Annotated in this window: 15 protein-coding genes; 12 read left to right on the top strand and 3 right to left on the bottom strand. The window is 48.6% G+C overall.

What is annotated here, in order from left to right:
• Positions 1-128: 128 nt before the first annotated feature.
• Together CBX96_RS02145 and CBX96_RS02140 are read left to right on the top strand one after the other, a co-directional pair.
• Positions 129-986: a sulfurtransferase gene (locus CBX96_RS02145; RefSeq protein WP_109285534.1), complete on the top strand. Its 858-nt coding sequence runs from the start codon at positions 129-131 to the stop codon at positions 984-986.
• 84 nt (positions 987-1,070) lie between these two features.
• Positions 1,071-1,583, top strand: a complete 513-nt coding sequence (locus CBX96_RS02140) for a DUF2937 family protein (RefSeq protein WP_109285533.1) — start codon at positions 1,071-1,073, stop codon at positions 1,581-1,583.
• Positions 1,584-1,627: 44 nt separating this feature from the next.
• Here the strand turns inward: CBX96_RS02140 and CBX96_RS02135 are convergent, their stop codons facing one another.
• Positions 1,628-2,935, bottom strand: coding sequence for an FAD-binding oxidoreductase (locus tag CBX96_RS02135; protein ID WP_109285532.1), 1,308 nt, complete (start codon positions 2,933-2,935; stop codon positions 1,628-1,630).
• 233 nt (positions 2,936-3,168) lie between these two features.
• Here CBX96_RS02135 and CBX96_RS02130 point away from each other — a divergent pair, with 233 nt between their 5' ends.
• From CBX96_RS02130 to gabT, 10 genes are all read left to right on the top strand, one after another.
• Positions 3,169-3,717 (top strand): cupin domain-containing protein, encoded by a 549-nt coding sequence (locus tag CBX96_RS02130; protein WP_039977919.1) that lies wholly within the window; start codon positions 3,169-3,171, stop codon positions 3,715-3,717.
• A gap of 379 nt (positions 3,718-4,096) precedes the next feature.
• The gene (locus CBX96_RS02125) at positions 4,097-4,858 is read left to right on the top strand and encodes a gamma-glutamyl-gamma-aminobutyrate hydrolase family protein (protein WP_011623669.1); all 762 of its coding nucleotides are present in this window, start codon (positions 4,097-4,099) and stop codon (positions 4,856-4,858) included.
• 1 nt (position 4,859) lies between these two features.
• A complete protein-coding gene (locus tag CBX96_RS02120) occupies positions 4,860-6,215 on the top strand; it encodes a glutamine synthetase family protein (RefSeq protein WP_011623668.1) in 1,356 nt (451 codons plus the stop codon).
• Positions 6,216-6,831: 616 nt separating this feature from the next.
• Positions 6,832-7,932 (top strand): polyamine ABC transporter substrate-binding protein, encoded by a 1,101-nt coding sequence (locus CBX96_RS02115; protein WP_041408839.1) that lies wholly within the window; start codon positions 6,832-6,834, stop codon positions 7,930-7,932.
• Between the two features lie 159 nt (positions 7,933-8,091).
• A complete protein-coding gene (gene potA, locus CBX96_RS02110) occupies positions 8,092-9,228 on the top strand; it encodes a polyamine ABC transporter ATP-binding protein (protein ID WP_011623666.1) in 1,137 nt (378 codons plus the stop codon).
• Positions 9,225-10,130, top strand: coding sequence for an ABC transporter permease subunit (locus CBX96_RS02105; protein WP_109285531.1), 906 nt, complete (start codon positions 9,225-9,227; stop codon positions 10,128-10,130). Before potA ends, CBX96_RS02105 begins: the two co-directional genes overlap by 4 nt.
• Complete coding sequence (locus tag CBX96_RS02100) at positions 10,127-10,942, top strand: ABC transporter permease subunit (RefSeq protein ID WP_011623664.1); 816 nt, start codon at positions 10,127-10,129, stop codon at positions 10,940-10,942. Before CBX96_RS02105 ends, CBX96_RS02100 begins: the two co-directional genes overlap by 4 nt.
• 294 nt (positions 10,943-11,236) lie before the next feature.
• On the top strand, positions 11,237-12,523 hold the full coding sequence (locus CBX96_RS02095; RefSeq protein ID WP_109285530.1) for an FAD-binding oxidoreductase: 1,287 nt from the start codon (positions 11,237-11,239) through the stop codon (positions 12,521-12,523).
• 56 nt (positions 12,524-12,579) lie between these two features.
• Entirely contained in the window at positions 12,580-14,028 is a 1,449-nt protein-coding gene (gene gabD / locus CBX96_RS02090; protein ID WP_109285529.1) for an NADP-dependent succinate-semialdehyde dehydrogenase, read from the top strand.
• A 102-nt stretch (positions 14,029-14,130) separates the two neighbouring features.
• A complete protein-coding gene (gene gabT, locus CBX96_RS02085) occupies positions 14,131-15,408 on the top strand; it encodes a 4-aminobutyrate--2-oxoglutarate transaminase (protein WP_011623661.1) in 1,278 nt (425 codons plus the stop codon).
• 51 nt (positions 15,409-15,459) lie between these two features.
• Here the strand turns inward: gabT and CBX96_RS02080 are convergent, their stop codons facing one another.
• Both CBX96_RS02080 and CBX96_RS02075 read right to left on the bottom strand, forming a co-directional pair.
• On the bottom strand, positions 15,460-16,518 hold the full coding sequence (locus CBX96_RS02080; protein ID WP_258293916.1) for an LLM class flavin-dependent oxidoreductase: 1,059 nt from the start codon (positions 16,516-16,518) through the stop codon (positions 15,460-15,462).
• Between the two features lie 369 nt (positions 16,519-16,887).
• Complete coding sequence (locus tag CBX96_RS02075) at positions 16,888-18,438, bottom strand: peptide MFS transporter (protein ID WP_011717927.1); 1,551 nt, start codon at positions 18,436-18,438, stop codon at positions 16,888-16,890.
• Between the last annotated feature and the right edge of the window lie 333 nt (positions 18,439-18,771).

The raw sequence follows: 18,771 nt of genomic DNA, 5'->3' as shown, positions 1-18,771 counted from the left end.
TTGTCATGTGTGCTTTACCAAAACAGTATCGGTTCGAATGGTTTGAATAGCGCTTGGGTTTTGCATGTGCAGCAAAACGCAGGCTGATAAGTCATTATCCCAGTTGGAAATCAGAATAAGGACAGCCAATGGAATATCCTCTCGTGAGCACTCAATGGCTCGAAGAGCACCTCACCTCGCCCGATCTCGTGTTACTCGATGCCAGCATGGCCGTGGTGTTGGGCAAAGAGCCTATCCTCTATTCCGAACCTGTGTGCATTCCGCGCTCGAGGCGCTTTGATGTCGAAACGGATTTTTGCGATAAAACTTCTACTCAAATCCACGCCTTACCAAGGTTTGAACAGTTTGTCGAAGGCATTGCCAAGCTCGGAATAGACCCGCAAAGCGTGGTAGTTATCTATGATAATCAAGGGATTTATTCATCTCCGCGCGCTTGGTGGATATTCAAGGTGATGGGATATCAGCGTGTGTACGTGCTCGACGGTGGTTTACCCCAATGGATGGCTGAAGACAGAGTCACCTCATCCCGCTATCAGGAAGAAGGGATAGATTATGGTGCAAGCGATAGTGAGGAACTCACTGCCGTTTTGGAATATCAGCCTGCCAAGGTGATGGATGCCGAGGCCGTGTTTGCCAAGCTTGATGATAGCGGCAGCGCGATTATCGATGCCCGCGGCGGCGCGCGCTTTTTAGGCCAAGTGAGTGAGCCACGCCCTGGTGTGCGTAGTGGGCATATTCCCCATTCGGTTAATTTACCTTTTGCAGAGGTGCTCGATGGCTTCAAAATCAAAAGCTCGGCCGAATTACAAACCCTGTTTCAAGGGCTTGCTTGCGATAAACCGTTAAGGATTTTCAGCTGTGGCTCGGGCATTACCGCCTGTATCTTAATCTTAGCGTCACTCGCTTCTGGCCATGCCGATGCAGTGCTCTACGATGGCTCATGGGCCGACTGGGGCAGTCGCAGCGATTTACCTATAGCGCAATAAGCGTTGATGCTGGAGTGCTGAGCAGGACACCCTGCAGCACTCCATTGGCAGTGATATATCCTTTGATTTATCAAGGAGTTTGTCATGATAACTCGATTGTTCGATAAGCTGATCTTCGGCTTTATCTTAGTGATGGCGCTGCAACTTCCCCAATTAGCCGATCATTATCAGCAATTTTTAGCGGGGCTCTATACCTCGACTCAATGGCAAGTTGAGGGCTATAAGGCCACGGCGAAAGAATATCACTACGGCGATGTCGAAACCATGATTGCCCGCCATTTGCAAAACGAGGAGCCTAGCGTCAGGGCGGATGCTGAGCAAAAGCGCCAGACGCTAGCCCTGTATCAAGCGCTGCAGCAGGGAATGCAGACCTTTGCGCAGGGGAATCTTTTCGAGAAAACCGCCTATATGTTCAATCCAGCTCGTTTTGAATATTTACAGCAAACCATAGTTAATTTTAAGCCTGGCATCCCGTTAACCACCAGTGGGATAGGCTTTGGCGTGCTGGTGGCATTAGTCGTGCATTATTTTGGCTCGGTGCCTTTTATTCTGTGGTTAAGGCGCCGCAAACGCCTTAACGCTGTCCGCGCCATTTAGTGTCGTTGGATAGCTTGCTCGCATATCCAACGACAGGGCAAACCTCAGAATAAGTCTTTAAACCTGTGGTACAGCATACCCGCAGCTAGCATGGGCGAGCGGAATGTGGGGCCGCCGGGGAAGGTCATATGCTTGATTTTGGCAAACACATCAAAATATCCCGCCTGCTGACATATGGCTTCGGCGAGCAGTTTGGCGGCCATATGAGTGGCATTGACGCCGTGGCCTGCGTAGGCTTGGGCGTAAAAAATATTACTCGCATCGGGGAGGCGACCGATTTGGGGCATACGGTTGGCGCCAATGCCTATCATGCCCCCCCATTCGTAATCGATGCGTACGCCTTTTAACTGTGGGAATACCTTCTCAAGGTTTGGCCTGAGCGCTGCTTCAATGTCCCTGGGATCTTTGCCTGAATAAGTACAAAGTCCGCCGAAGAGTAAGCGTCTATCCGCCGATAAGTGGAAGTAATCTAAGGCGATTCGCATGTCTGCAAAGGCCATATTTTGCGGGATAATGCTTTGGCATTGCGCTTCTGTCAGCGGCTCGGTTGCAAGCAAGTAACTCCCCGCGGGCAGGACTTTTCCGCCTATGTAGCTATTCAGTTTATGGCCAATATAAGCGTTGCCCGCGAGCACCACATATTGGCAAGTCACTTCGCCTTTTGCCGTTAATACTCGTGGTTTATCGCCAGGAATAATCTTCTCTGCTGCGCTGTATTCAAATAATTGAGCGCCCAAGTCACGGGCCACACGGGCCTCGCCCAAGGCTAAGTTAAGTGGATGTAAATGGCCACTGCCCATATCCACTAGGGCGCCTTGATAAAATTCAGAGCCGATAACTTCACTGAGTTGGGATTGGGTAAGCAGTTTTATTTCATGCTGATATCCAAGACGTTTAAGACTGTCGAATTCTTCTTGAAGTTCAAGCATATGCCGAGGCTTTACCGCAAGATCGCAATAGCCCATCTGTAAGTCGCAATCGATATGATGGGTCTGTATCCGATTTCTAACTATCTCCACGGCTTCAAAGCCCATTTGCTGGATTGCGCTGACGCCTTCTTGTCCTATTTCGTTGATAAATTGCGCGGGGTCATGGCCTATACCGCGGATGAGCTCGCCGCCATTGCGCCCTGAAGCGCCCCAGCCAATGCGTCTTGCCTCAAGCAACACCACACTTAAGCCTCGCTGTCTTAGCTCAATCGCCGTGTTGATACCGCTAAAGCCGCCGCCCACAATACAGACATCGGCACTTATCTTTCCTTGCAGTTGAGGGTGAGCAAAAATTTCTTTAGCAGTATCAAGATAATAAGACTGGGGATATTGTTCACTATGAACAGGGGATTTCGTGGCCATTAGGGCTCCAAAAAATTGTTTTTATTGTAAATTGGGCTTGTCTCAGTATACTCATCACACTTTTATGATACTGCTAAAAAGTGTTCGTTTTATTTAACACATTTTTTAGCTAGAATACAACGGAAGCGTGTAAACTCACGCTTTGGGGCTAAAATGTGTTTAGGATGGTGTTTATCCTGAACAACCTGTTCTTCATCTATCGGGATGACCGATCCTTTGGGGAGATGTGAAATTTGGATATTGGAGCCAGTCTCAGAACTGTTCGAAAAATGAAAGGCTTATCCCAGCGTGAGCTGGCTAAGCGTGCTGGTGTGACTAACAGTACAATTTCAATGATCGAAAAAAACAGTGTTAGCCCATCCGTCAGTTCTTTGAAAAAAGTATTGTCGGGTATCCCTATGTCTTTAGTAGACTTTTTCTCAATTGAAGCCTCGATTGAGAGCGAGCAAAAAGTGGTTTATCGCTCCGATGAACTCCTCGATATAGGTACTGGGCCGTTAGAATTTAAATTGATTGGCCGCGACTTTCCCAATCGTGCCATGTCGGTGATGAGTGAAACCTATCCACCGGGTTCAGATACGGGCGAGGAAATGCTGAAACACGAAGGTGAAGAGGCGGCTATGGTGATCGAAGGTAAATTCGAACTGACCGTTGGCGACGAGGTATATATCTTAGAAGCGGGTGATAGTTACTACTTTAACAGTGAGTTACCCCATAGATTTCGTAATCCTTTCGATGAACCCTGTCGACTGGTCAGTGCAACAACTCCTGCAAACTTCTAATCAGTACAGCGCTGCCCTGGATTAGGGGGCGCTATCTCTGAATTTACTCAACATTAATCTCATTCAAAGCCTGCTTTGGATTGCAATATATTGCCCAAAGTGTAAATAATTTTATTCAAATTGGGTTGGGTTATCTGACTTAAGTCTTGTCTTATTTTTGTTCAATCGATTGGGTTTATCGTGGGCCTATCCCGTTAAAACTGCACTATCCCTCCTAATATCCTGTATTAACTCTCAAAATTACTTCTTAAGCCTAAAGGCTCATTAACAAGTGTTTAACCTCTTGCCTGAGGTTAAAATTCGGTGTACTGTGTGAAAAAATGAACATTAAAAGTTAAAGTGTTCATTGTGCTAGTAACAAAAATACTGAAGGTGAGTTATGTCTGTCGAGTTGCCCCTTATTGGTGTTATTGCGTGTAATCAACAATTGGGATCACATCCCTTTAATATTGTTGGTGAAAAATACCTCTTAGGTGTAGTGAATGGTGCTAAGGGCTGGCCCTTAGTGATCCCCTCATTAGGTGCTGAACAACCTATAGAGGCGATTCTGGCAAGTCTCGATGGCATTCTCTTTACCGGGTCGCCTTCGAATGTTGAACCCCATCTCTATGCGGGTGAACCGAGTGAAGTCGGTACTCACCACGATCCAAAACGCGATGCCACCACCTTACCGCTTATCCGTGCGGCCATTGCGGCGGGTGTGCCTGTGCTTGGGATTTGTCGTGGCTTTCAAGAGATGAACGTCGCGTTTGGTGGCAGTCTGCATCAGAAGTTGCACGAAGTGGGCGGTTTTATTGAACACAGAGAAGATAAAGAGGCCTCATTAGAGGTGCAATATGGGCCATCCCACAGTATTACTGTGGAGCCTGGGGGGGTCATTTACGAGGCCTGGGGCCGTAACTCGGCAGAGGTAAACTCTGTACATACTCAGGGCGTGGAGCGTCTTGGGATTGGGTTGCGGCCAGAAGCTTATGCTCCAGATGGTCTAGTGGAGGCCTTCTCCGTTATAGACGCAAATGAATTTGCCCTCGGTGTGCAATGGCATCCTGAATGGAAGGTGAGTGAAAACCCATTTTTCCTTTCTATATTCAATGCTTTTGGTGATGCGTGCCGTCGTAGGGCTACAACTCGAGTGAAATAAAATGAATAAGCTAATCGCTTTTTTAAAAGAACGAAAAATCACAGAAGTCGAATGTGTTATCAGCGATATGACAGGTATCGCCCGCGGAAAAATTGCCCCAGTGGATAAATTCCTCGACGAAAAAGGCATGCGCTTACCCGAAAGCGTGTTGCTGCAAACCGTGACCGGTGACTTTGTCGACGATGATATTTATTACAGTTTGCTCGACGACGCCGACATCGATTTTGTCTGTGTCCCTGATGAAAATGCCGTATTTATGCTGCCTTGGACCATTGAAGCCACTGCTCAAGTGATCCACGATTGCTACGACAGAATGGGCAATCCCATCGAATTATCGCCACGTAACGTATTGAAGAAAGTGCTTTCGCTATACGAGCAAAAAGGCTGGGAGCCAGTCATTGCACCTGAAATGGAGTTTTATCTTACCAGTCGTAGCGATGACCACGATTTACCCCTTAAGCCACCAATTGGTCGCTCGGGCAGACCCGAAGCGGGACGTCAGTCTTTCTCGATTGATGCGGCTAACGAATACGATCCGCTTTTCGAAGATATGTATGACTGGTGTGAGCTGCAAGGTCTAGATATCGATACGCTGATCCACGAAGACGGCCCAGCGCAAATGGAGATTAACTTCAGCCACGGTAATCCATTATCTCTTGCGGATCAGGTGTTTGTGTTTAAGCGCACCCTGCGTGAGGCGGCATTAAAGCACAATGTGTGCGCCACCTTTATGGCTAAACCTGTGACCGATGAGCCAGGCAGTGCCATGCACATTCATCAAAGCGTGATTAATAAGGAAACGGGTAAAAACATCTTCACCAACGAAGACGGTACTCAAAGCCCATTATTCCTAAGCTATATCGCTGGTTTACAAAAGTTTATTCCTGAACTCTTGCCGTTGATGGCACCTAATGCCAACTCGTTCCGCCGTTTCTTACCGGGCACCTCTGCGCCAGTAAACTTGGAATGGGGCGTTGAGAACAGAACCTGCGGCCTGCGTATTCCTGAGTCATCACCGCAAAATCGCCGCATTGAAAACCGTATTCCTGGGGCGGATGCAAACTGCTATTTAGCCATCGCGGCGAGCTTACTCTGCGGTTACATCGGTATGGTGGAAGGGTTAAAACCTTCAACACCTGTGCAGGGTAAATCGAACGAAAGCCGTAGCAACAATCCACATTGCCTGCCGTTAACCTTAGAAGAAGCGTTAGCGGCGATGGAAGAGAGCGATGCCTGTAAGGAATATTTAGGTGAAGCCTTTACCACCGGCTTTGTGGCGGTAAAACAGGCCGAGCTCGAAAACTTCCGCCGCGTCGTGAGTTCGTGGGAGCGTGAGTTCCTGTTACTCAGTGTGTAATTTGCACTGTTTTTGTTCAAAACTGTCACGGCCTTAACGGATTTAGGGTCAAGATAGCGGGAATATTTGAACAATCAGTAAAAATACTCTGCACCAATTCGGTGAGTTTGCTTAACTTTGGTGCAGAGTGCTTTTAAATTGAAATGCTTACGTATGCTTTACGGTAACTGAGTCGCGCTGTGAAATCTCATTCAATGAACTCAAAGCGATGATGATTTTGTACCTTGGTTGCCAATACATAAATTTATTTGAATGAGGCGATTTGTAACTCGCTGTTAGTTAAGGTTTAAAAGAGTTTTCCTGAGATGGTTTCAGCGGTTTTTCTAGGGGCTTGAGGCATTTGCCTGAATGTTGCAAGATGTAGGGCGTACAAATATCTAGTCTTTTTTTGTGCTTGTTAATGCAAGTGAGTAAATCGACAAATTTGGCATGAAATCTGATACTCCCATTCATTGCAGCCACCTAGAGATGAAGGCATTATGGTGCTGTAGAGACTGCCGATGCGGTTTTTAAGGTGTAGCATTGGTCGAGAATAACAACAATAACCGAGCAGATGGTCGGTGACACAATTTCAGAATTGTTAAAGGCAATTCTGCTACCCGAGAAAGGAGAAAGCATGAAGCTATTTAATAAGATGACGACTTTGGCTTTAGTAACCGCGGGCGCCCTCGCAAGCGTTGCTGCTCAAGCTGAAGAAGTAGTGCGCGTATATAACTGGTCTGATTATATCGCCGAAGATACCTTAGAAAACTTCAAGAAAGAAACGGGCATTCGGGTGATTTACGATGTGTTTGATAGTAACGAAGTGCTGGAAGCCAAGTTACTGTCTGGCCGCAGTGGTTACGACATCGTGGTTCCATCTAACCATTTCCTCGCTAAACAAATTAAGGCTGGCGCATTCAAGCCGCTAGACCGCTCTAAACTCAGCAACTTTAAAAACCTCAATGCCGATCTGATGAAACAGTTAGAGAAGGCTGATCCTGGCAACCAATATGCTGTGCCTTACCTTTGGGGTACCAATGGTATCGGTTACAACATCGATAAAGTGAAAGCCGCGGTAGGTGAAGATGCGCCATTTGATTCAATGGAGCTGATCTTTAACCCAAAATATGCTGAAAAAATCTCTAAGTGTGGCTTTGCTATGCTGGATTCGGCCGATGATATGGTGCCACAAGCGATGATCTATTTAGGTCTTGACCCTAACAGCACGAAAGCCGAAGACTATGAAAAAGCAGGTGAATTACTCGAAAAAATTCGCCCTTACGTGACTTATTTCCACTCATCACGCTATATCTCTGATCTCGCGAACGGGGACATCTGTGTGGCATTCGGCTTCTCTGGTGACGTATTCCAAGCTGCTGCCCGTGCCGATGAAGCGGGTAACGGCAACAAGATTGGTTACTCGATTCCAAAAGAAGGCGCGAACCTGTGGTTCGATATGTTAGCTATCCCTGCGGATGCGGCTAACGTTGAAAATGCTCACAAACTTATCAACTACTTACTCCGCCCTGAAGTGATTGCGCCTATCTCTAACTATGTGGCTTATGCGAACCCTAACGACCCAGCACAGCCTTTAGTTGATGAAGCGATTCGCAATGACCCTGCGATTTATCCGCCAAAAGAAGTGTTGGATAAATTGTATATTGGCGAAATCCGTCCATTAAAAATCCAACGCGTATTAACCCGCGTCTGGACCAAAGTGAAGTCTGGCCAATAATCGAGATGGGGCAAGCATTGCTTGCCCCTTTTAATAGCACAGACATTGCCTTGCTCCTTGAGCATTCGGCCTACAGATTTTATCTCTATTCATTAATTCATTGTGTAAATCTCAAGTATTGAACGCCTTGTCGCATCAATACTCGGGTGGAGAAGTACTATGGCAAGCACCTCGGGCGTCACCAACAAACCCACTACAAAGACGCAAGAAAAAGTCCTGCTTAAGATTGAGCGGGTCAGTAAATTGTTCGACGATGTACGCGCGGTTGACGACGTATCATTGACGATTAATAAAGGTGAGATTTTTGCTTTACTTGGGGGCTCTGGCTCAGGGAAGTCGACCTTATTGCGTATGCTCGCGGGGTTTGAGAGACCGACCTCTGGACGGATTTTTCTCGATGGTGAAGATATTACCGATTTGCCACCCTACGAACGTCCCATCAACATGATGTTCCAGTCTTATGCGCTCTTTCCCCATATGACGGTCGCGCAAAATATCGCCTTCGGTTTAAAGCAAGATAAGTTACCCAAAGCGGAAATTGAGCAAAGGGTGCAAGAAATGCTCAAGTTGGTGCATATGGAGCAATATGGCAAACGTAAGCCGCATCAGCTTTCTGGTGGTCAACGTCAACGGGTGGCGTTAGCCCGCTCCCTCGCGAAACGTCCTAAGTTATTGCTGCTCGATGAGCCTATGGGCGCACTGGATAAAAAGCTGCGCACTCAGATGCAGTTAGAAGTGGTTGAGATTCTTGAGCGTGTTGGCGTGACTTGCGTAATGGTGACCCATGATCAGGAAGAAGCCATGACCATGGCGGGACGCATTTCGATTATGAGCGACGGTTGGATTGCCCAAACTGGCTCACCTATGGACATTTACGAGAGTCCAAATAGCCGCATGATTGCCGAATTTATCGGTTCAGTGAACCTCTTTGGCGGCGAGATTGAAGTGGACGAAGTCGACCACCTCATCATTAAACCCAATGACTTAGCTCAGCCCTTCTATGTGGGTTACGGGGTAACGACCAGCGCCGAAGAAAAGCATGTGTGGTTAGCGGTACGCCCCGAAAAAACCATTATCAGCCGTGAGCAACCCGAGGGCGAGTACAACTGGGCCAAGGGCATAGTGCATGACATCGCCTACTTAGGTGGCATTTCGGTGTACTACATTCGCCTCGAGAACGGCCAAATAGTGCAATGCAGTATGACCAACCGTGAACGCCGTGCCGACCATGCGACATGGGATGATGAAGTGTTCATCAGCTGGGAGGACACCAGTGGCGTGGTGTTAAGATCATGAAGATGAAGTCAAAACTAAAATGGCTTAAGGGACGTTTCTGGACGATTAGCTTCCCCTACGCTTGGCTGTTGTTGTTCTTCGCCTTGCCCTTTGCCATTGTTCTTAAGATCAGTTTTTCGACGGCGGCGATTTCGATTCCGCCCTACGAGGCGACCTTCCAATATGCGGATGATGTATTAAACATCTTTCTGCATTTAGGTAACTATTTGATGTTACTTGATGATTCGCTGTATTACACCGCGTATCTCAGTTCATTAAAAATGGCGCTCATTTCGACCATTGGCTGTTTGATCATTGGTTATCCCATGGCCTATGCCATTGCCCGGGCGCCAGCAAGGTTGCAAACCGTGCTGTTGTTATTGGTGATGTTACCTTCTTGGACCTCGTTTTTAATCCGCGTTTATGCCTGGATGGGGATCTTAAGTAACACGGGGATTATCAATAACACATTGATATGGTTAGGAGTTATTTCTGAGCCATTGCAAATCTTAAACACTAACATCGCCGTTTATATCGGGATTATCTACGCCTATTTGCCCTTTATGATTTTGCCGCTGTACGCGACCTTAGTGAAGTTAGATATGAGCCTGATTGAGGCTGCATCTGACTTAGGGTCGAGCCGTTTAAATACCTTCTGGAAAATCACTTTCCCGCTATCGAAGAGCGGTGTGATTGCAGGTTCTATGCTGGTGTTTATTCCTGCGGTAGGGGAGTTTGTGATCCCTGAGCTGCTCGGCGGCCCAGATTCTCTGATGATAGGTAAAGTGCTGTGGCAGGAATTCTTCAATAACCGTGACTGGCCTGTGGCCTCATCACTGGCGATTGTGATGCTGGCACTCTTGATTATTCCTATTACCTTATTCCATCGCTATCAGGCGCGTAGTTTGGAGAAAGACCTATGAAAAAGCTGAGTTTTTCTTCGGTGATGCTGTGGTTCGGCTTGTTCTTCTTGTACGCACCTATGTTGATCCTAGTGATTTATTCGTTTAACGAATCTAAGTTAGTGACAGTGTGGGGCGGGTTTTCACCTAAATGGTACGGTGAGTTATTTGCCGATCAGCAAATTCTCGATGCGGTGTGGACCAGCCTTCGGATTGCGTTTTACAGCTCAACCATGGCGGTGATTATCGGTACTATGGCCGCCTTTGTGATGACGCGATTTAAGCGCTCTTGGGCCAAGCTCACGTTGTCGAATATGATCACTGCGCCTTTGGTTATGCCAGAGGTGATCACGGGTCTGTCATTGCTGTTGCTGTTTGTGCATATGGCGGATCTCTTAGGTTGGCCGAAAGAGCGCGGCATGGTGACCGTTTGGATTGCCCATTCGACCTTCTGCGCCGCCTACGTGGCTGTGGTGGTGTCGTCAAGATTGCGTGAGTTAGACATGTCAATCGAAGAGGCGGCAATGGATTTAGGCGCGACGCCGCTTAAGACCTTCTTCCTGATCACTGTGCCCATGATTTCACCGGCATTAGTGGCGGGCTGGTTGTTATCCTTTAGTCTGTCACTGGATGACTTAGTGATCGCAAGCTTTGCCTCAGGCCCAGGCGCGACCACCTTACCTATGGTAGTGTTCTCCTCGGTGCGTTTGGGGGTATCGCCTAAGATCAACGCCTTGGCAACTCTTATCATTCTATGTGTGTCGTTAATCGCCTTCTTGTCATGGTATATGGCAAGACGCGCCGAAAAACGTGAGCGTATGCCACTGAACTAATAAGTGGTGCTATAACACAGAGTGAACAAACACAGAGCGAACAAACACTGAGTTGTCTTCTCTCGCTAAAAGGATGGCCTTGATTGCCAAGGCCATCCTTCTCTCTGCCCTCCAAGTATTCTTATCTGTGCCTCCACAGTAATTTTCAAATCCGTTTAAGGCATCAAGGATACTTTGTTTGAAATATCAAACATTGTGTAAATTATTGTGCTTTTATGGCTAGTGTTTCCCGATTTGAAGGTGTAGGATGTGATAGTTGTTTAAAATAATGAACATAAAAATCAAGGGAACATCATGTCAGCCATACCTCACACTGGATCATATTATGCGGCATCGGCCAACGATAAGGTTGAGCGCGCGCGTTTACAGGAATCGATTGAAGCCGATGTTTGTGTGATTGGCGCGGGGTACACAGGCCTGTCTGCCGCTCTGCATTTACTCGAATCGGGATTTAGTGTGGTGGTGCTCGAAGCGGCGCGAATTGGTTGGGGAGCCTCGGGGCGTAATGGCGGACAAATCGTCAACAGCTATAGCCGTGACATTGATACCATTGAAAAAACCGTTGGCAAAGAACAAGCCAAGCTCTTTGGACAAATGGCCTTCGAGGGCGGACGCATCATCCGTGAACGTATCGCTAACTACAACATTGACTGCGATCTAAAGGATGGCGGCGTATTTGCGGCGATGAACGAAAAGCAAATGGGCCATTTACGCCATCAAAAGCAGTTATGGGAAAGCCATGGCCACGTGGGCAAGCTGGAGCTGCTCGATGCAAACAGCATTCGCTCTGTGGTAAATACTGAGCGCTATGTCGGCGGTATGCTAGATAAGAGCGGCGGCCATATTCATCCGCTGAATTTAGCCTTGGGTGAAGCCCGCGCGGTAGAATCCCTCGGCGGAAAGATATTTGAAGACTCAGCTGTACTGCGGGTCGATGAAGGCGATAGTCCTGTGGTGCACACCGCTAAGGGCAGCGTAAAAGCCAAGTTTGTGGTGGTGGCGGGTAACGCTTATCTCGGTAAACTCATGCCTGAATTGCAAGCCAAGTCTATGCCCTGTGGCACTCAAGTGATCACCACAGAGCCCTTGGACGAAGAGTTGGCTGCAAGTCTGTTGCCCCAAGACTACTGCGTCGAAGATTGTAACTATCTGCTTGATTATTTCAGGCTGTCTGGCGATAAGCGTCTGATCTACGGTGGTGGTGTTGTTTATGGTGCCCGCGACCCTGCGGATATCGAATCCCTGATTATCCCGAATATGCTCAAAACTTTCCCACAGTTAAAAGGGGTTAAGGTTGATTACGCTTGGACGGGTAACTTTTTATTGACCTTATCGCGTTTACCACAGGTCGGCCGTATTGGTAAAAATATCTATTATTCACAGGGTTGTAGCGGCCATGGCGTCACTTATACCCACTTGGCAGGCAAGTTAATTGCCGAAATGCTCAATGGTCAAGCCACGCGTTTCGATGCTTTTGCGGCGCTGCCCCATTATCCCTTCCCCGGCGGTCACGCCTTACGTGTGCCTTTTAGTGCGCTGGGGGCATGGTATTACAGTCTAAGAGACAAATTAGGTATCTAATTTATTTGAATTTTTATACGAGGTAAGGCATTACCTCGCCGCGAGAGGAATTTCCTGTGTTGTTAAAAGACCCGAGTCTGCTGCGTCAGCAATGTTATATCAATGGTCAGTGGTGCGATGCACAGTCAAAAGAAACTGTCGCTATCGCCAATCCCGCTACGGGCGCGGTGATCGCCAGTGTCCCTGTGATGGGGCAAGTCGAAACTCAAGCGGCAATTACGGCAGCCGAAGCGGCCTTGCCCGCATGGCGGGCGCTTACCGCAAAAGAGCGTGGTGCCAAGCTGCGTCGCTGGTTTGAATTACTCAATGAAAACAGTGATGACTTAGCGTTGATGATGACCACTGAGCAGGGCAAACCCCTCGCCGAAGCTAAGGGGGAAGTCACCTACGCCGCCTCCTTTATCGAATGGTTCGCCGAAGAGGCAAAGCGCGTCTATGGCGATACGATTCCTGGGCATCAGGGCGATAAACGCATCATGGTGATCAAGCAGCCCGTGGGCGTGACTGCGGCTATTACTCCTTGGAACTTCCCTGCGGCGATGATCACCCGCAAAGCCGCGCCAGCACTGGCAGCCGGTTGTACTATGGTGGTGAAACCTGCGCCGCAAACGCCTTTTACCGCATTAGCCTTAGCCGTGCTTGCCGAGCGCGCAGGGATCCCTGCAGGTGTGTTCAGTGTGATCACTGGTGATGCTATCGGCATTGGTAATGAGATGTGTAGTAACCCAACTGTGCGTAAGTTGTCTTTTACTGGCTCGACCCAAGTGGGCATTAAGTTGATGGAGCAATGCGCGCCGACTCTGAAAAAATTATCTTTAGAATTAGGCGGTAACGCACCATTTATCGTATTCGACGATGCCAATATCGATGCGGCGGTTGAAGGCGCCATGATCGCTAAGTATCGCAATGCGGGGCAAACCTGTGTCTGCGCTAACCGTATTTATGTTCAGGCGGGCGTGTATGACGAATTTGCCCGCAAACTCAGCATTGCCGTGGCCAAATTAAAGGTAGGTGAGGGGATTACTGAAGGCGTCACTACAGGACCACTCATTAATCGCGCGGCGGTCGAAAAAGTCCAGAGCCATCTTGAGGATGCGCTGAGTAAAGGGGCGTCTGTGGTTGCGGGCGGCAAGCCCCATAGCTTAGGCGGCAACTTCTTCGAGCCAACTGTACTGACACATGTCGATAGCAGTATGCGTGTCGCCCGTGAAGAAACCTTTGGCCCACTGGCGCCGCTGTTTAAGTTTACCGATGTGGACGATGTGATTAAGCAAGCCAATGATACCGAGTTTGGCTTGGCGGCTTATTTTTATGGCCGTGATATTTCACTCGTGTGGAAAGTGGCCGAAGCATTGGAATACGGCATGGTGGGCGTCAACACTGGGTTGATTTCCACCGAGGTCGCGCCGTTTGGCGGAATGAAATCCTCAGGACTTGGCCGAGAAGGCTCTAAGTACGGCATCGAAGAATATTTAGAAATCAAATATATCTGTATGTCTGTTTAAGCATCAGTTTGGAATAGACCGCCAGTGGTAGCCCTTTGGGCATAGGCATTGTTATCGACATTTGTGTATAGCCAAGTTAGGCACGCGAGCAAGGAATACTAAATGAGCACAACCAATGATTCATTGATGGCACGTCGCCAAGCCGCAGTCGCAGGCGGTGTTGGTCAAATTCATCCTGTTTTTACTGCTCGCGCCGAAAACGCGACCGTGTGGGATGTTGAAGGTCGAGAGTTTATCGATTTTGCGGGGGGTATTGCTGTGCTCAACACAGGGCATTTACATCCTAAGGTGAAGGCGGCCGTTGCGGCGCAGCTTGAGGACTTCTCCCACACCTGTTTTATGGTGCTTGGCTATGAAAGTTATATTCAAGTCTGTGAAAAACTGAATCAGTTAGTGCCGGGGGATTTTGCCAAGAAGACGGCCTTATTCACCAGCGGCTCAGAGGCGGTTGAAAACGCGGTTAAAGTGGCTCGGGCATACACTAAGCGGGCGGGCGTGATTGCCTTTACCTCGGGTTACCATGGTCGCACTATGGCGGCGCTGGCATTAACGGGAAAGGTCGCGCCTTACAGTAAAGGTATGGGATTAATGTCGGCTAATGTGTTCCGCGCCGAGTTCCCCTGTGCGCTGCACGGCGTGTCAGATGATGATGCGATGGCCTCTATCGAACGTATCTTTAAAAATGATGCCGAGCCGAGCGATATTGCGGCCATCATCCTCGAGCCTGTGCAGGGTGAAGGTGGATTCTATGCGGCATCGCCAGCCTTTATGCAGCGTTTACGCGCGCTTTGCGACCGTGAAGGTATTATGTTGATCGCCGATGAAGTGCAAACGGGTGCGGGTCGTACCGGGACCTTCTTCGCCATGGAGCAAATGGGTGTGAGCGCCGATATCACCACCTTTGCTAAATCCATTGCCGGTGGTTTCCCTCTTTCAGGTATTACGGGTAAAGCTGAAGTCATGGATGCCATCGGTCCCGGTGGCCTTGGTGGCACCTACGGCGGTAATCCGCTGGCCTGTGCGGCGGCGCTCGCCGTACTCGAGGTGTTTGAAGAGGAAAAGCTGCTTGAACGTGCCAATGCAATTGGCGAGCGCATTAAGTCGGCGCTAAATACTATGCAGGTTGAACATCCTCAAATCGCCGATGTGCGTGGTCTAGGGGCGATGATCGCCATTGAGTTGATGGAGGATGGTAAACCCGCGCCTCAGTACTGTGCCCAAATCTTAGCCGAGGCCAGAAACCGAGGATTGATCCTCCTTTCCTGCGGTACCTACGGAAACGTGCTGCGTATTTTGGTGCCATTGACAGTGCCAGACGAGCAGCTCGGTGCGGGGCTGGGGATTCTTAAAGCCTGCTTCGATGCCGTGTTAAAAGGTTAATAGCCATAAAAAATCCCGCTTAGGCGGGATTTTTTATGCGTGGTTTAACGCTTAAGAGCCTTTTATCTCCATCAGGATTTGCAGTGCACGCTCACGTTTGTCCTGATCATACAAATCGTTGGTAAAGATAAACTCATCGACACCCAGCTCTTTCACTATCATCTCTAAGCGGTGCTTGATGCTGGTGGGGCCACCTGTGACGGATAAGCCTAAGAAGTTATCGACATAGTTTTTTTCCTGCTCGCTCCACAGCCTGTCCATGCTCTCTACGGGCGGTTTTAACCACAGCGCTTCGCCACGGATCAGCGCAAGTACCCGTTGCTTGGAGGTGGTACTCAGGTATTCGGCTTCGGCGTCCGTCTCGGCAGCGATTAGCGGCAGGCCAAGCATAACATAGGGCTTATCCAACACCTCAGATGGCTTAAAGTCGCGGCGGTAAATCTCAATCGCATCGTAGAGGAATCTTGGCGCAAAATGCCCTGCAAAGACATAGGGTAAGCCACGCTGCGCCGCAAGCTGGGCGCTAAACAGGCTCGAACCAAGTAGCCAAATCGGCACATGGGTGCCTTCGCCGGGAATCGCTCTAACAGGATGATGGCCATTGTAGTCGCCGAGTAAGGTTTGTAACTCGTTCACCTCGGCGGGAAATTGCTCCGCGCGGCTCATATCGCGGTTAAGGGCGCGGCTGGTGATTTGATCGCTCCCTGGCGCGCGGCCAAGCCCTAAATCGATACGTCCAGGATAAAGACTTTCGAGTGTACCAAACTGCTCTGCAACCACTAGGGGCGCATGGTTGGGCAGCATAATCCCGCCCGCGCCGACGCGAATGCGTTTAGTATTCTCGGCAATATAGCCAATTAATACCGATGTTGCGGCGCTGGCGATACCGGGCATATTGTGGTGCTCGGCAAACCAGAAACGATTAAAGCCTAAGTCATCGGCAACCTTAGCGTATTGCAGGCTGGCGCGTAGCGTGTCTCCGATGCTGGCGCCATGGCGAACCGGGGCAAGCTCTAACAGTGAAAAGGGTATATCCGCCAGGGGAGATTTAGCCGCGGGCACTGCCTGCGATGGGGCGGCGGATGAGGTTGATGTGGATGATGTAGCCATAAATTAAGCGCCTCTTTGCGTGAGTCAGCTCTGTGGCAGCGGCTTTATTTGGCCTCCCACGGATGAATGTGGTGGGTGCTAAAGCGATTGTTCTGTCAGTGCTGATGGAGTCTTACCCTAGGATATGGTGACGTATCAATGATAAACAAGCTCAAGGCTTGAGCTTAACACTGAGTTAAAATTGGAACCGAACATCTTAGTTTTGCAAACAGGGGTGAAAGCCTTATCCCAAGCCGATGTATGAAAAGTCGGCACTGAAAGTTCAGATTGTTTGGTGATGAGCAGTAACCTAAAGGTATAAAAAAACTGCCGCAAGCGATTCTTGTCGGCAGTTTTTATCGCTCACATATGGCTTATGTGAGTGAAGGATTATTGCTCGGCTTTCACATCACGCAGTGAGGCCGCCGCGTTATCTTCAATACTGTTATGGGCATGATGACTTTCGGTCAAGCGGCGCATCAGCGGTAATACGGCTAAGGCGATAAAAGTACATACCACGGCCGCAATACCTAATTTATTGAATAGATTGGTATAGACTGGGAGAGTTTGCAGTGGATCGACTAAGTCCTGTGGCACGCTGGCAAAGTTAGCTACAACGCCGCCCAAGTACTGGGAAATACCCGATGCCACGAAATAGGCACCCATCATAAAGCCGCCCATGCGAGCCGGTACGTAGCGGGCGATCATGGCTAAACCAAGACCACTCACCAGCAGTTCACCGAGTGAGTAAGAGGCATAACCCCAAATCATCACCCAAGAAGAGGTTTTACCCTCAACGGCAAATTGGCCTGCAAAACCGTAGATAAAGAAGCCAATCGCGACAACCGCAAAACCTAAGGCGAACTTAGCGGCAATCGAAAAGTCTTTATTGTTGCGACCTGCCCATGAATAACTCCAAGCCAACACAGGGCTTAACACCATGATCCAGATTGGGTTCAATGCTTGGAACTGTGCAGGAGACCAAGTCCATAAATGGGTACCAAAAACTTGGAAATCCCAATCGACGTTACGCAGCGCAAATAGGGCCAGTGAGGTCGACATTTGTTGATAGAAGATAAAGAAGAATACCGTCTGCACTGTGAGGATTAGCGCCGCGATAAGGCCGGCACGCTCACTTGGCTCACTGGTACGAATTAAGTGGAAGAAAATCCCTAATACCGCCACACCCGCGGCATACACGAATACTCGGGCAACATCTTCATATTCAAGAATAATGGCTGAAGCCACGACGGAAAGCGCCGCTAATACTAAAACAATAGCCAAGTTCTTCTTATTGACTGGGCGAGTATCTGGCTCTGAACCATAGTTAGCGAGGCTCTTGTGCATCAGGGCATAGTTACCTAAGCCGACGATTAAGCCCACACAGCACACGGCAAAGGCGGCATGCCAGCCAAATTCGTTACCGTATTGCGCGTTAACATAATCCTTAATCCAAGGTGTTAACAGCATAGAGAAGGTCGAACCTACGTTTACCGCCATGTAGTAGATGGTAAAGGCGCTATCGATTTTAGAATCGTCACCTTCGTAAATCTTACGGACTAAGTTACCCGCATTGGGTTTAAATAGGCCGTTACCAACCACAATCACCCCAAGTGCGGAAAACATAAACCAAGTGTTTTCGGTCGGCACTGTCATCAATGCATAACCTACCGACAAAATCCCCGCACCGAGCAGCATAGTGCGTTTGGTGCCGAGAATTTTATCCCCAACCCAACCACCGATGGCCGGCGACACGTAAATCAGCGCCGCACAGGCACTCCAAACTAAGTTTGCACGGGAGTCATCAAAGCCAAGACGCTGCACCATAAAGTACACGATCAGCGCCTGCATGCCGTAATAACCAAAACGTTCCCATAATTCGATAAGTGACACAGTCATAAACGAATGTGTCTTGCTTACCTGATTGGTACCAAGAGTCATAAAGCTTGCTTCCGTTATTGTTGTTTTGTGTTAGAGGCCAAGAGTATAAGGCGATAGTCTGTGCAAACCAATGCCACAACGCTACAGAATAGACTTTGTTACAAATGAAATGGGCATTTTTAATCTGGAATTAATTTTTGTAAAAAAATAGTGCTCAACTCGCGGCGCTTATTGTGAGTTGAGTCATGTCAGAGCATGTCGTTTCACGATAAATATCAAACTCTCAGATAACCGAAATAATTCCACGATTTGCCGAAAAGGAGTCAGTTAAAAGTTTTACTTACGCTTAACAATTCACTATCTTAAAGGCTGGTAATCTCGTGACTGAGTGCT

It is taken from the genome of Shewanella sp. BC20, from assembly GCF_003129585.1.
Lineage (GTDB): Bacteria > Pseudomonadota > Gammaproteobacteria > Enterobacterales > Shewanellaceae > Shewanella > Shewanella seohaensis.
Note: the sequence above shows the minus strand (reverse complement) of the source record. Positions and strands in the feature narration are given on the sequence as shown.

Bases quoted from the DNA above. Each gene is read 5' to 3' on its own strand.
- CBX96_RS02145 (WP_109285534.1), top strand. From the start codon at position 129: ATGGAATATCCTCTCGTGAGCACTCAATGGCTCGAAGAGCACCTCACC.
- CBX96_RS02140 (WP_109285533.1), top strand. From the start codon at position 1,071: ATGATAACTCGATTGTTCGATAAGCTGATCTTCGGCTTTATCTTAGTG.
- CBX96_RS02135 (WP_109285532.1), bottom strand. From the start codon at position 2,935: ATGGCCACGAAATCCCCTGTTCATAGTGAACAATATCCCCAGTCTTAT.
- CBX96_RS02125 (WP_011623669.1), top strand. From the start codon at position 4,097: ATGTCTGTCGAGTTGCCCCTTATTGGTGTTATTGCGTGTAATCAACAA.
- CBX96_RS02120 (WP_011623668.1), top strand. From the start codon at position 4,860: ATGAATAAGCTAATCGCTTTTTTAAAAGAACGAAAAATCACAGAAGTC.
- CBX96_RS02115 (WP_041408839.1), top strand. From the start codon at position 6,832: ATGAAGCTATTTAATAAGATGACGACTTTGGCTTTAGTAACCGCGGGC.
- potA (WP_011623666.1), top strand. From the start codon at position 8,092: ATGGCAAGCACCTCGGGCGTCACCAACAAACCCACTACAAAGACGCAA.
- CBX96_RS02105 (WP_109285531.1), top strand. From the start codon at position 9,225: ATGAAGATGAAGTCAAAACTAAAATGGCTTAAGGGACGTTTCTGGACG.
- CBX96_RS02100 (WP_011623664.1), top strand. From the start codon at position 10,127: ATGAAAAAGCTGAGTTTTTCTTCGGTGATGCTGTGGTTCGGCTTGTTC.
- CBX96_RS02095 (WP_109285530.1), top strand. From the start codon at position 11,237: ATGTCAGCCATACCTCACACTGGATCATATTATGCGGCATCGGCCAAC.
- gabT (WP_011623661.1), top strand. From the start codon at position 14,131: ATGAGCACAACCAATGATTCATTGATGGCACGTCGCCAAGCCGCAGTC.
- CBX96_RS02080 (WP_258293916.1), bottom strand. From the start codon at position 16,518: ATGGCTACATCATCCACATCAACCTCATCCGCCGCCCCATCGCAGGCA.
- CBX96_RS02075 (WP_011717927.1), bottom strand. From the start codon at position 18,438: ATGACTCTTGGTACCAATCAGGTAAGCAAGACACATTCGTTTATGACT.